The organism is Microbacterium sp. 4-7, from assembly GCF_014332665.1.
Lineage (GTDB): Bacteria > Actinomycetota > Actinomycetes > Actinomycetales > Microbacteriaceae > Microbacterium.
The window spans coordinates 200,950-213,496 of the sequence record NZ_MCRH01000001.1; the positions used below are offsets into that span (position 1 = coordinate 200,950).

General features: G+C 69.3%; 12 protein-coding genes. 7 read left to right on the plus strand and 5 right to left on the minus strand.

The window, feature by feature from the left end; genetic code table 11:
- Window positions 1-21 precede the first annotated feature (21 nt).
- The 3 genes from BEP68_RS00900 to BEP68_RS00910 are packed head-to-tail and all read right to left on the minus strand — an operon-like array spanning window position 22 to window position 1,936.
- Window positions 22-378 carry a YciI family protein gene (locus tag BEP68_RS00900; protein ID WP_053098543.1) on the minus strand — a complete coding sequence of 119 codons (357 nt, stop codon included), beginning with the start codon at window positions 376-378 and terminating at the stop codon, window positions 22-24.
- A complete protein-coding gene (locus BEP68_RS00905) occupies window positions 375-1,748 on the minus strand; it encodes an RNA polymerase sigma factor (protein ID WP_187248968.1) in 1,374 nt (457 codons plus the stop codon). Before BEP68_RS00905 ends, BEP68_RS00900 begins: the two co-directional genes overlap by 4 nt.
- The gene (locus tag BEP68_RS00910) at window positions 1,745-1,936 is read right to left on the minus strand and encodes a hypothetical protein (protein WP_150115145.1); all 192 of its coding nucleotides are present in this window, start codon (window positions 1,934-1,936) and stop codon (window positions 1,745-1,747) included. Before BEP68_RS00910 ends, BEP68_RS00905 begins: the two co-directional genes overlap by 4 nt.
- Window positions 1,937-2,219: 283 nt before the next feature.
- Between BEP68_RS00910 and BEP68_RS18325 the strand changes: the two genes are divergently transcribed.
- Genes BEP68_RS18325 through BEP68_RS00940 form a run of 6 tightly spaced genes read left to right on the plus strand, consistent with a single transcriptional unit; the run spans window position 2,220 to window position 9,980 of the window.
- Entirely contained in the window at window positions 2,220-2,309 is a 90-nt protein-coding gene (locus tag BEP68_RS18325) for a potassium-transporting ATPase subunit F (protein ID WP_056276367.1), read from the plus strand.
- On the plus strand, window positions 2,309-3,994 hold the full coding sequence (gene kdpA / locus BEP68_RS00920) for a potassium-transporting ATPase subunit KdpA (protein ID WP_187248969.1): 1,686 nt from the start codon (window positions 2,309-2,311) through the stop codon (window positions 3,992-3,994). The genes BEP68_RS18325 and kdpA overlap by 1 nt, the downstream gene beginning before the upstream one ends.
- Window position 3,995: 1 nt before the next feature.
- Window positions 3,996-6,134: a potassium-transporting ATPase subunit KdpB gene (gene kdpB, locus BEP68_RS00925; protein WP_187248970.1), complete on the plus strand. Its 2,139-nt coding sequence runs from the start codon at window positions 3,996-3,998 to the stop codon at window positions 6,132-6,134.
- Window positions 6,135-6,175: 41 nt separating this feature from the next.
- Complete coding sequence (gene kdpC, locus BEP68_RS00930) at window positions 6,176-6,775, plus strand: potassium-transporting ATPase subunit KdpC (protein ID WP_187248971.1); 600 nt, start codon at window positions 6,176-6,178, stop codon at window positions 6,773-6,775.
- Between the two features lie 14 nt (window positions 6,776-6,789).
- On the plus strand, window positions 6,790-9,312 hold the full coding sequence (locus tag BEP68_RS00935) for an ATP-binding protein (protein WP_072592186.1): 2,523 nt from the start codon (window positions 6,790-6,792) through the stop codon (window positions 9,310-9,312).
- A complete protein-coding gene (locus BEP68_RS00940; protein ID WP_053098537.1) occupies window positions 9,309-9,980 on the plus strand; it encodes a response regulator in 672 nt (223 codons plus the stop codon). Before BEP68_RS00935 ends, BEP68_RS00940 begins: the two co-directional genes overlap by 4 nt.
- Before the next feature lie 131 nt (window positions 9,981-10,111).
- On the opposite strand, the gene BEP68_RS00945 is transcribed toward BEP68_RS00940, so the two are convergent.
- Window positions 10,112-10,906, minus strand: coding sequence for a TspO/MBR family protein (locus BEP68_RS00945; protein ID WP_187248972.1), 795 nt, complete (start codon window positions 10,904-10,906; stop codon window positions 10,112-10,114).
- A gap of 98 nt (window positions 10,907-11,004) precedes the next feature.
- Window positions 11,005-11,568: a TetR/AcrR family transcriptional regulator gene (locus tag BEP68_RS00950; RefSeq protein WP_056277669.1), complete on the minus strand. Its 564-nt coding sequence runs from the start codon at window positions 11,566-11,568 to the stop codon at window positions 11,005-11,007.
- Window positions 11,569-11,662: 94 nt separating this feature from the next.
- Between BEP68_RS00950 and BEP68_RS00955 the strand changes: the two genes are divergently transcribed.
- Window positions 11,663-12,505, plus strand: coding sequence for an alpha/beta fold hydrolase (locus BEP68_RS00955; RefSeq protein ID WP_056276350.1), 843 nt, complete (start codon window positions 11,663-11,665; stop codon window positions 12,503-12,505).
- Window positions 12,506-12,547: the final 42 nt, after the last annotated feature.

The window sequence follows — 12,547 nt, forward strand, 5'->3', positions numbered from 1 at the left end:
CCGATCTAAGCAGTCCGGCCTTCAGTCCTCGTCCCAGGGGAGCTTGACCACCGGCAGGATGTAGACCCGCCCCATCACGGCGGTCGGATGCTTCGCCATGAAGCTCGCCGCCTCGTCGATCGACTCGGCGGTGACGATGTCGTAGCCGGCGAACCATTCCTTGAACTCCGGGAACGGGCCGTCGGTGACGAGCACCTTGCCGTCTCGCACCGCCACCGACTTGGCTTGGTCCGCCCCGGCGACGGGTGCGCCCTCGCCCAGGCTGCCGGCCGCCCTGCCCTCATCCGCCCAGTCTTCGAGAAGGCGCTGATCCTCTCCCTGCGGCATCGTGCCGCCGGTCGGGTCGGTCATGTGGATCACGAGGTACTTGTTGCTCATCTGCTCTCTCCATTCGTCGTGCGCCCGGGCTCCCCGGGTGCGAGGGGCGCCGCGAGCTCGTCGCGGCGTCGGGTCAGGTGGATGATCTCCGCGGTGTTGTCGGCGAGGGCGATCGCGCGCTCGTAGGCAGCCCGAGCATCGTCCGGCCGGTCCGCAGCGCGCAGCAGCTCTGCGCGCGTCACGTGGAAGGCATGGAACTGATCCAGCGCATCGCGCAGCGTCTCCACGATCAGCAGTGCTCGTTCGGGCGAGTCCCGCTCTGCGACGGCGACCGCCCTGCTGAGGGTCACGACCGGGCTGGAATCGATCCGCTCGAGCTGCTCGTAGAGTCCGACGATGCGCGCCCATTCGGTGTGCTCGGCATCCGTCGCCCGCACATGCACCGCGTTGATCTCGGCCAGCAGTCGGTGACGACCGGGGGCCGCGGTGGGTGGCTCGTCGAGCAGTGCGAGGCCTCGACCGATGAGCTCGTGGTCCCACGAGCCACGGTCCTGTTCATCTAGGCGCACCAGCTCGCCGCCGTCGGTGACGCGTGCCGCGGCGCGCGCCTCGCTGAGCAGCATCAACGCCAGCAGACCCGTGACCTCCTCGTCGGCGGGCAGCAGCTCGCGGAGCAGTCCGGTGAGCCGGATCGCCTCGCCCGTCAGTTCGCGACGCAGTGCGGGCACTCCGGCCCCGGACGCGAAATACCCTTCGTTGAAGATCAGATAGAGCACTGCGAGCACTCCGTCGATCCGGAGGCGGAGGTCGTCGGCAGCCGGCATCCGATACGGGATCCGTTCGGTCTTGATCTTCGCCTTGGCTCGGGTGATGCGCTGCCTCACCGTGGACTCCGGGATGAGGAATGCCCGCGCGATCTCTTCGACGGTGAGTCCGCCCACGATCCGCAGGGTCAGGGCAACGCGCGCTTCGAGCGACAGCGCCGGGTGGCAGCAGGTGAACAGCAGACGGAGGCGATCGTCGTCGATGACGCCCGTCGGCTCCGGTGGTTCGGGATCGTGCAGCATGAGAGCCTCCCGATGCTTGGCATCGCGGAACGACTCACGACGCAGTCGATCGATGGCCTTGCGGTAGGCCGTGGTGGTGATCCAGCCGGCGGGATTGGGCGGCACGCCCTCGTTCGGCCACCGCTCAGCGGCCGAGGCGAACGCCTCAGCAGCCATCTCCTCGGCGAGGTCGAGATCACCGCACCGTCGGGTGAGTCCTCCCACGATGCGCGCCCACTCGTCGCGATAGACCTGCGTGACGTGCTCTGCGACGTCGGTGTTCACCGAGAACCCTCGATCCGACCTCGTCGCCGCGTCACCTGTGGTCACTCCGTCCGCTCGATCGAGCAGGTTCCGCTCCGATCCTGCCGTCAGGACGATCATCCCGGTTCCCCGCTTCCGCCGGAAGAGATGCGCGCCCAGAGGCGGCGAGCGCGCACACGGAGGGAAGGACGCCGGATCAGACCAGGATGCTCGAGCGCCGTCCGACGTCGCACGATCTGCTCCTCGGCGTGCTCAGCCTCGAGCCGGTAGACGAGGTTCGCCACCATCGGGTCGTTGTACACAGTCACCACCGCACCTCTCGCGTCTGAGGCCCCCCGATCGGGGACCTCCTACCCGAACCACGAACGACGAACGACGGATGCGACAACGCGTCGCGAGAAAGTCGGATCGACCCCGAGATGTGAGCAAGTCGCATGCATCCCGCACGGCCCCGTAGGCAAAGCGTGAGGATCGCGATATTCCGGTCTGCACGGGAGTTGTATCGAGTCTCGTGCTCGACATCATCTACATCGCGCTGACTCTCGCGCTGTTCGCCCTCGTCTCTCTTGTCGCGAAGGGGGTGGAACGACTGTGATCGTCTTCGAGATCATCGCCGCCGCCCTCGCCGTGGCCGCCGTCGTCTACCTCGTGGTGGCTCTCGTCGCCCCGGAGAAGTTCTGATGGGCGCGGGTGCCGACATCTGGTTCGGCGTCCTGCAGGCCGCCGTCCTCATCATCGCCCTCGTGCTGCTGTACCGCCCGGTGGGCGACTACATGGCCCACGTCTTCAGCACCCCGCGCGACCTGAAAGCCGAGCGCGGCCTGTATCGACTGATCGGCGTCGACCCGGCATCCGAGCAGACCTGGCGGGCCTATGCCCGCAGCGTGCTCGCGTTCTCGGTCGTCGGCCTGCTGCTCGTCTACGGGCTGCAGCGTCTGCAGAGCTTCCTGCCCCAGTCGCTCGGACTCCCGGCCGTGCCCGAAGGGCTCGCGTTCAACACCGCGGCGTCATTCGTCGCGAACACCAACTGGCAGTCGTACTCGCCCGAGCAGACCATGGGATACACCGTGCAGCTCGCCGGCCTCACGGTGCAGAACTTCGTCTCGGCCGCCGTCGGTCTGGCCGTCGCGGTCGCGCTGATCCGCGGCCTCTCGCGCCGCGGCTCGACCACGATCGGCAACTTCTGGGTCGACCTGATCCGCGGGCTCGGACGCATCCTGCTGCCGATCGCTCTGATCGCCGCCATCGCCCTGATCGCGGGCGGCGTGGTGCAGAACTTCGCCGGCTTCACCGACGTGACCACGGTCTCGGGCGGCACGCAGACCATCCCGGGCGGGCCGGTCGCCTCACAGGAGGCCATCAAGCTGCTCGGCACGAACGGCGGCGGCTTCTTCAACGCCAACTCGGCGCATCCGTTCGAGAACCCGACCGGCTGGACCAGTCTGCTGCAGATCCTGCTGATCCTCGTGATCCCGTTCTCACTCCCCCGCACGTTCGGTCGCATGATCGGCGACAACCGCCAGGGCTACGCGATCGCCGCCGTGATGGGAACGATCTTCCTGATCTCGACCTTCGCGCTCTCGGCCCTCGAGCTGGCCGGCCGCGGCAGCGCCCCCGAACTCGCCGGCGCGGCGATGGAGGGCAAGGAGTTGCGCTTCGGCATCCTCGGCTCGACCCTCTTCGGCAGCGCCAGCACCCTGACCTCGACCGGTGCCGTCAACTCGATGCACGACTCGTACACGGCACTCGGCGGCATGATGCCGATGCTCAACATGATGCTCGGCGAGGTCGCCCCCGGCGGCGTCGGATCGGGTCTCTACGGGATGCTCGTGCTCGCGATCATCGCGGTGTTCGTCGGCGGACTGCTCGTCGGCCGCACCCCCGAGTACCTCGGCAAGCGCATCGGCCCGAAGGAGATCAAGCTCGCGAGCCTCTACATCCTCGTGACGCCGACCCTCGTTCTTGTTGGCACGGCCCTGAGCTTCGCGATCCCCGGCATCCGCGCCGACGTCGAGGCGACCAGCATCCTCAACCCCGGCGTGCACGGCATGAGCGAGGTGCTCTACGCCTTCACCTCGGCGTCGAACAACAACGGCTCCGCCTTCGCCGGCCTCACCGCGAACACCCCGTGGTTCAACACCGCACTGGGCATCGCGATGCTGCTCGGCCGGTTCCTTCCGATCGTCCTCGTGCTGGCCCTGGCCGGATCCTTCGCCGCACAGCAGCGCGTGCCGGAGAACACCGGAACCCTGCCCACGCACCGACCGCAGTTCGTCGGCCTCCTCACCGCCGTCACGGTCATCATCACGGCACTCACCTACTTCCCCGTGCTCGCACTGGGACCCCTCGCTGAAGGACTCGTCTGACATGACCCTCACCACCACGCCCTCGGAACAGCAGGATGCTCCGGCATCCGCCCCGACCGCACCGCCCCGCTCATTCGGCTGGGCACAGCTGACGCAGGCCCTGCCCGGCGCCCTGCGCAAGCTCAACCCCGCGTCGCTCGTGCGCAACCCCGTGATGCTCCTCGTCTGGGTCGGTGCCGCATTCACGACCGTGCTCGCGATCGCCGAGCCGTTCCTCGGCGGCCCGGCCGACTCCGGCGGAACACCCGTGCCCGCACCCTTCACCTGGGGCATCGCGATCTGGCTGTGGCTGACCGTGCTGTTCGCCAACGTCGCCGAGTCCGTGGCCGAGGGCCGCGGCAAGGCCCAGGCCGCGAGTCTGCGCAAGACCCGCACCAGCACGATGGCCCGCAAGGTCGTCCGCTATGACTCGGCGACGGATGCCACGGCCGAGCGCACCGAGGCGGTCGACGTCTCATCGGCCGAGCTGCAGCGCGACGACATCGTGATCGTCACGGCGGGCGAGCTGATCCCCGGTGACGGCGACATCGTCGCGGGAATCGCGACCGTCGACGAGTCGGCGATCACGGGCGAGAGCGCACCGGTCATCCGCGAGTCCGGTGGCGACCGCAGCGCCGTCACCGGTGGCACGCGCGTGCTGTCGGATCGCATCGTCGTGCGCATCACCTCGAAGCCCGGCGAGACGTTCGTCGACCGCATGATCGCGCTCGTCGAGGGCGCCAGCCGTCAGCGCACACCCAACGAGATCGCGCTCAACATCCTGCTCGCGAGCCTGTCGATCGTGTTCGTCGTAGTGGTTCTCGCGCTCAACCCGATCGCCTCGTATGCGGCCTCGCCCGTCAGCATCCCGGTGCTGATCGCCCTGCTCGTGTGCCTGATCCCGACCACGATCGGCGCCCTGCTCTCGGCCATCGGCATCGCCGGCATGGACCGTCTCGTGCAGCGCAACGTGCTCGCGATGTCGGGCCGCGCCGTCGAGGCCGCAGGCGACGTCACGACGCTGCTGCTCGACAAGACCGGCACCATCACCTACGGCAACCGCCGCGCCCACGAGGTGCTTCGCCTCGGCGGCGTCGACCCCGACGAGCTGCTGCGTGTCGCTGCCCTCTCATCCCTCGCCGACCCCACGCCCGAGGGTGCCTCGATCGTCGAGCTGGCGCTGAGCCGCGGCATCCGGGTCGACGAGCCGGCGGATGCCGTGGTCGTGCCGTTCACCGCGCAGACCCGCATGTCGGGACTGGACCTCGCCGACGGGACGCAGATCCGCAAGGGCGCAGGGTCGGCCATCGACGCCTGGCTCGGGCTCGACACGGATGCCGAACTCGCCGGCCTCGTCGACGGCGTCGCCTCGAGCGGCGGCACCCCGCTGGTGGTCGCCGTGAAGCGTCCAGCGGGAACCGGCGAGGTGCTCGGCGTCGTGCACCTCAAGGACATCGTGAAAGACGGCCTGCGCGAGCGGTTCGAGGAGCTGCGCAGCATGGGCATCCGCACGGTCATGATCACGGGCGACAACCCGCTGACCGCCGCGGCCATCGCGAAGGAGGCGGGCGTCGACGACTTCCTCGCCGAGGCGACACCCGAGCAGAAGCTCGAGCTGATCAAGCGCGAGCAGGAGGGCGGCCGACTCGTCGCCATGACGGGCGACGGCACGAACGACGCCCCCGCTCTCGCCCAGGCCGACGTCGGCGTCGCGATGAACACGGGCACGTCGGCCGCGAAGGAGGCCGGCAACATGGTCGACCTCGACTCGGACCCGACCAAGCTCATCGACATCGTGCGCATCGGCAAGCAGCTGCTCATCACTCGCGGCGCGCTCACGACCTTCTCGCTCGCGAACGACATCGCCAAGTACTTCGCCATCATCCCGGCGATGTTCATGGGGGTGTTCCCGGGCCTCGCGGCGCTCAACATCATGCAGCTGCATTCGCCGGCATCCGCCGTGACCAGCGCGATCATCTTCAACGCGATCGTGATCGTCTTCCTCATCCCGCTCGCGCTGCGCGGGGTGAAGTACCGGCCGGCGAGCGCCTCGCAGATCCTGCAGCGCAACCTGCTCGTCTACGGCCTCGGCGGAGTGATCGCACCGTTCATCGGCATCAAGCTGATCGACCTCGTCATCACCCTCATCCCCGGCTTCTGACCGGCGTCCGTCTTCGTCCTTCTCGCATCGAAAGGCACTCCATGTCCTCCTCCCGCACCGTCGCCCGCACCACCGGCGTCGCCATCCGCGCGATGCTCGTGCTCACCCTCGTGCTCGGCGTCGGCTACACGCTCGTCGTCACCGGCATCGGTCAGCTGCTGCTGCCGTTCCAGGCGAACGGCTCGCCGCTGGGCGACGACAAGGGCAGCTCGCTGATCGGTCAGTCCTTCACGGATGCCGACGGCGACGCGCTGCCCGAGTACTTCCAGTCGCGTCCGTCGGCCGCCGGTGACGGCTACGACGGGGCCGCGTCCGGCGGCAGCAACCTGGGCCCCGAGAACCCCGACCTCGTCGCGGCGATCGACGAGCGCCAGGCGGCCATCGCCGAGCGCGAGGGTGTGAGCACGGATGCCGTGCCGGCCGACGCCGTGACGGCATCCGGATCCGGCCTCGACCCGCACATCAGCGTCGCGTACGCGCTGCTGCAGGTGCCGCGGGTGGCGGCCGAGCGCGACCTGCCCGCGCAGCAGGTGCGCGACCTCGTGGAGTCTAGGATTCAAGGGCGGGATCTGGGATTCCTCGGCGAAGAACGCATCAACGTCGCCGAACTCAATCTCGCGCTCGATGAGCAGGAGGGCTGATGACGGCAGAGCGGATGCCGCGGCGCGGCCGACTCCGCGTGCTGCTCGGCGCAGCCCCCGGTGTCGGCAAGACCTTCGAGATGCTGGTCGAAGGGCGCCGGCTGCTCGACGAGGGCCGCGACGTCGTGATCGCGATCGTCGAGACGCATGAGCGCGCGGCGACCGCCGCGCAGACCATCGGCATCCCCGAGGTCCCCCGTCGCACCGATCTGCACCGGGGCGTGCCGCTCAGCGAGATGGACCTGGATGCGGTGCTCGCACGCCGACCCGAGATCGCGCTGGTCGACGAACTCGCGCATACCAACACCCCCGGCTCGCAGAACCCGAAGCGCTGGCAGGACGTCGGTGCGCTGCTCGACGCGGGCATCGACGTCGTCACGACGGTGAACGTGCAGCACATCGAGTCGCTGAACGCGGTGGTCGAGAAGATCACCGGCATCGCGCAGCAGGAGACGATCCCGGATGCCGTGGTGCGCGCCGCCGACGAGATCGAGGTCGTCGACCTGGCGCCGCAGTCGCTGCGCGACCGTCTCTCCGCCGGACTCGTCTATCCGGCGGAGCGGATCGACGCGGCCCTGTCCAACTACTTCCGTCTGGGCAACCTCACGGCTCTGCGTGAACTCGCGCTGCTGTGGCTCGCCGACGAGGTCGACAGCGCGCTGCGCAGCTACCGGGCCGACCACGGCATCGAGGGCACCTGGCAGGCGCGCGAGCGCGTGGTCGTCGCCCTCACCGGCGGACCCGAGGGCGAGACGCTGCTGCGCCGAGGGGCCCGCATCGCCGCACGCTCGGCCGGCGGCGAACTGCTCGCCGTACATGTGGCTGCGCAGGACGGGCTGCGCGATGAGACGCCCGGCGCCCTCGCCGCGCAGCGGTCGCTCGTCGAATCCCTCGGCGGCAGCTTTCACCAGATCATCGGCGACGACATCCCCGGCACGCTCGTCGAGTTCGCCCACGGGGCGGATGCCACTCAGCTCGTGATCGGTGTCAGCCGGCGTGGGCGTCTCGCGGCGGCGCTGACGGGACCGGGCATCGGCTCGGAGGTCATCCGCCGCTCCGGCGACATCGACGTGCACATCGTCACCCACGCCGCCGCGGGCGGCCGCGTCGCACTCCCCCGCATCACCGGCGGCGCCCTCGGCTGGCGACGTCAAGCGCTCGGGTTCGCACTGGCGCTCGTCGTCGGCCCGCTGCTCTCGTGGGCGATGTTCGCGTTCCGCAGCCCCGAGTCGATCACGGTCGAAGTGCTGGCCTTCCAGCTGCTCGTCGTGATCGTGGCCCTGGTGGGAGGCGTGCGGCCTGCCGTCTTCGCGGCGGTGCTGTCGGGCATCACCCTCGACTTCCTGTTCGTCGCCCCGCTCTTCACCATCACGATCGCGCACCCGCTGCACGTGCTCGCCCTCGCGCTGTATGTGACCATCGCCATCCTCGTCAGCATCATCGTCGACCAGGCCGCCCGACGAGCCCGCACCGCCCAGCGCGCCGCCGCGGAAGCAGAGCTGCTCGCGGCCGTGGCCGGCAACGTGCTGCGCGGCGACAACGCGGTGCTCGCCCTCGTCAGCCGCACGCGCGAGGCGTTCGGACTCACCGGCGTCCGCCTGCTCACCGCCGACGGCGAGGTGCTCGCCAGCGACGGCGAACCCGTGCCCGACGGACGCGCCACGACCATCCCGGTCGGTGCCGGAGGATCGGCACCCGCCGTGCTCGAGCTGCACGGCGAACCCCTCGACACCCCCGCCCGACGCCTGCTCGACGCGATCGTCGCGCAGCTGGCGGCGGCCATCGAGCACACCGACCTGCGTGCCACGGCGCGCGAGGTCGCTGCCCTCGCCGAGACCGACCAGGTGCGCAGCGCCCTGCTCTCGGCGGTCAGCCACGACCTGCGCCGCCCTCTGGCCTCGGCCGTCGCCGCGATCGGCGGACTCCGCGGGGCGCACGCGCTGTCGGCATCCGATCGGGAAGAGCTGCTCGCGACGGCCGACGAGAGCCTCGCGACCCTGTCGTCGCTCGTGACCGACCTGCTCGACGTCAGCCGGGTGCAGGCCGGAGTGCTCGCCGTCTCGACCATGCGGCTCGATGTCGCGGGCCCCGTGCTCGCTGCCGTCGACGAGCTCGGCCTCGGGCCGTCGGATGTCGAGCTCGCGCTCGATGCCCGGCTGCCCGCCGTGTCGGCCGACCCGGTGCTGCTGCAGCGAGTGCTCGTCAACGTCATCGCGAACGCCCACCGTCACGCGCCCGCCGACAGCCGGGTGATCGTCTCGACGAGCACGATCGGCGACCACGCCGAGATCCGCATCATCGACCGCGGTGCCGGCGTTCCCGCCGAGAAGCGCGACGAGATCTTCCAGCCGTTCCAGCGCCTCGGCGACACCGACAACACCACCGGCCTCGGCCTCGGCCTCGCCCTCTCGCGCGGATTCGCCGAGGGCATGGGCGGTACCCTGACACCCGAGGACACCCCCGGCGGTGGACTCACCATGGTCATCTCGCTGCCCCTCGCAGCAGAGCCCGACATCATGCAGGAGGAGACGGAGTGAAGCTCCTCATCGCCGACGACGACCCGCAGATGGTGCGCGCACTGCGCATCACCCTCGCCGCCCACGGGTACGAGGTGGTGGTCGCCCCCGACGGCGCCGCCGCCGTGGCCGTCGCCGCACAGACTCACCCCGACCTCATCATGCTCGACCTCGGCATGCCGCGGCTCGACGGCATCGAGGTGATCCAGGCGCTGCGCGGCTGGACGACCGTGCCGATCATCGTCGTGTCGGGTCGCACCGGGTCCGCCGACAAGGTCGAGGCCCTGGATGCCGGAGCCGACGACTTCGTCACCAAGCCCTTCCAGGTCGACGAGCTGCTCGCGCGGCTGCGGGCGCTGTCTCGTCGGGCGGTGCCCGCGGGCGGGGAATCCACCGTCGGATTCGGCGATGTGGTGGTCGACCTCGCGACGAAGACGGTCACCCGGGCGGGTGCGCGCGTGCACCTGACACCGACCGAATGGCGCATGCTCGAGCACCTCGCCCGGCATCCCGGAGCCCTGGTCACCCGGCAGGACCTGCTCAAGGAGATCTGGGGCAGCGAACAGGTGTCCGACTCGGGCTACCTGCGGCTGTACATGTCGCAGTTGCGCAAGAAGCTCGAGGCCGAGCCGAGCGCACCGGTGCATCTGCTCACCGAGTCGGGCATGGGCTACCGGCTCGTCCTCTGAGCCAGGTCTGCCGTTCTCGTCATTCTCGGTTCACAACTCAGCATGAGCTGCTGTCAACCGACGGAATCGGCGGGTTCACCTCGTCGCACGCACGATCTGTGCTGAGTTGTGAACGCCGACCGAGCGCAGAGTCAGAGGGCGATGTCGGCGCGAGGGCGGCGCAGCACTCCCCAGACTCCCGCGGCGACGAGGGCGACCGCGACGACGATCGCGGCGATCGCGGTCACGGTGCTCTCGGGTTCGCCGGTCAGACGACCGACGGCGAGCCATCCGAGACCCCATGCGGTCGCGAGGGCAGGGGCGATGCGCTTGGTGACGAGGGCGCTGGCAACCCCGATCACGAGCACGACGGCGAGCACGGCGACCGCCCAGATCTCGGCCTGATCAGCCCAGCTCTCGGGCGCGATCTGCGTGAGCCAGGCCGTGGTGTTCGCGACCGTCGCGATGGTGACCCAGCCGAAGTGCAGGCCGTTCGCGCCGTCGACGACGATGCGCTCGGGCCAGGTGCGGGCACGGCTGCGGCCGAGGATCACGATGACGCGAGCGAGGGTCGCGAGCAGCAGGGCGATCACGATGACCGTCAGCGGCAGCGACAGGAACTGCGCCGTCACGAGCCAGAGCCCGTTCAGGATCATCGACGCGGCGATCCATCCGCCGACAGCTCGCTGGCGCTCATCCGCCCGCTGCGCCGGAAGCGCCTGCCACACCGTGTAGGCGATGAGGCCGATGTAGATCAGCGACCAGATCGAGAAGGCGGGGCCGGCCGGCGCGAGGTATGAGCCCTGCGCCGAGAGCGCTCCATCCTGCAGCTCGCTGACCGAGGTGCCACCGAAGGCACCGGATCCGACGGCCGCTGCGATGAGCATGAAGGTGGCCGAGGCGATGATGATCGTCTGGCGGGCGATGTCCTGCGTCCGGGAGTCCATGCTCGCAACATACGCGCGCGAGGGCGCAAACGCACCAGCCTTGACACCGGGATGCATAAACGCTAGCCAAGCTAGCTAAATCTGCTCTCCCGTTGCGGTCAGGCGGCGACGGCGGCGTCGATCAGCACTTCGGCGGCGTTGCGCGCCTGCACGGCGACCTGCGGGTCGGCGGCGATCGCCGCGGTGCTCTGCGCACCCTCGGCGAGGATCGACAGCTGCGCGGCGAGGGATGCCGGCGCTCCGGCCGCCACGACGAGGTCGGCCATGTACGCCTGGAACGACGCCTTGTGATCGCGCACGATCTCGGCCACCTCGGGGTTCGTGCCACCGAGCTCGCCGAACGCGTTGATGAACGCGCAGCCGCGGAAGTCGTCAGTGCAGAACCAGTCCTCGAGGTACCCGTAGACGGCGAGCAGGCGTTCGCGGGGGTCTGCCCCGGCATCCGCCACGGCTCCCGTGAGTCCCGACTCCCACTCCCGATGCTTGCGCGCGAGGACGGCCGTGACGATGTCGGTCTTGGATGGGAACAGGGCATAGAGGCGACGCAGCGACACGCCGGCCGCAGCCCGCAGCTCATCCATTCCGACGGCCGCGTATCCCTTGCGGTAGTAGAGCTCGTCGGCCGCCGCGAGGATCTGTTCACGCACTGTGTCGTCGGTCATCACCCCAGTGTACTTGACATGAGAACGAGCGTTCTCTACAGTGAAGACATCAGCGAGAACGACCGTTCTCACCGGACCGAAAAGGATCAGGACCATGGGCTACATCACCGTCGGAAACGAGAACAGCACCCCGATCGAGCTCTACTACGAAGACCAGGGATCGGGTCAGCCCGTCGTCCTGATCCACGGGTACCCGCTGAACGGCCACAGCTGGGAGCGCCAGACCCGTGAGCTGCTCGCTCAGGGCTACCGCGTCATCACCTACGACCGCCGCGGTTTCGGCCAGTCCTCGAAGGTCGGCACCGGATACGACTACGACACTTTCGCCGCAGACCTCAACACCGTGCTCGAGACCCTCGACCTGCGCGACGTCGTGCTCGTCGGCTTCTCGATGGGCACCGGAGAGCTCGCCCGCTATGTCGGCACCTACGGTCACGAGCGGGTCGCCAAGCTCGCCTTCCTCGCCTCACTCGAGCCGTTCCTCGTGCAGCGCGATGACAACCCCGAGGGCGTGCCGCAGGAGGTCTTCGACGGCATCGAGGCTGCAGCCAAGGGCGACCGCTACGCGTGGTTCACCGACTTCTACAACAACTTCTACAACCTCGACGAGAACCTCGGCAGCCGCATCAGCCAGCAGGTCGTCGACGCCAACTGGAACCTCTCGGTCACCAGCGCCCCGGTCGCGGCCTACGCGGTCGTCCCGAGCTGGATCGAGGACTTCCGCGGCGACGTCGACGCCGTGCGCGACGCCGGCAAGCCCACCCTGATCCTGCACGGCACGAAGGACAACATCCTTCCGATCGACGCCACCGCCCGCCGGTTCCACCAGGCCGTGCCCGCCGCGACCTACGTCGAGGTCGAGGGCGCACCCCACGGTCTGCTCTGGACCCACGCCGACGAGGTCAACGCCGCGCTGAAGGACTTCCTCAGCAAGTAGTCCGCGAACGGCCCGAGAGCCCGGCATCCGCCTCAGGATGTC

What these genes read in the sequence shown, in the direction of transcription:
- BEP68_RS00945 (WP_187248972.1), bottom strand. Translation starts at nt 10,906, where the DNA reads ATGGACTCCCGGACGCAGGACATCGCCCGCCAGACGATCATCATCGCC.
- kdpA (WP_187248969.1), top strand. Translation starts at nt 2,309, where the DNA reads ATGGGCGCGGGTGCCGACATCTGGTTCGGCGTCCTGCAGGCCGCCGTC.
- kdpB (WP_187248970.1), top strand. Translation starts at nt 3,996, where the DNA reads ATGACCCTCACCACCACGCCCTCGGAACAGCAGGATGCTCCGGCATCC.
- BEP68_RS00905 (WP_187248968.1), bottom strand. Translation starts at nt 1,748, where the DNA reads ATGATCGTCCTGACGGCAGGATCGGAGCGGAACCTGCTCGATCGAGCG.
- kdpC (WP_187248971.1), top strand. Translation starts at nt 6,176, where the DNA reads ATGTCCTCCTCCCGCACCGTCGCCCGCACCACCGGCGTCGCCATCCGC.
- BEP68_RS00935 (WP_072592186.1), top strand. Translation starts at nt 6,790, where the DNA reads ATGCCGCGGCGCGGCCGACTCCGCGTGCTGCTCGGCGCAGCCCCCGGT.
- BEP68_RS00955 (WP_056276350.1), top strand. Translation starts at nt 11,663, where the DNA reads ATGGGCTACATCACCGTCGGAAACGAGAACAGCACCCCGATCGAGCTC.
- BEP68_RS00900 (WP_053098543.1), bottom strand. Translation starts at nt 378, where the DNA reads ATGAGCAACAAGTACCTCGTGATCCACATGACCGACCCGACCGGCGGC.
- BEP68_RS00950 (WP_056277669.1), bottom strand. Translation starts at nt 11,568, where the DNA reads ATGACCGACGACACAGTGCGTGAACAGATCCTCGCGGCGGCCGACGAG.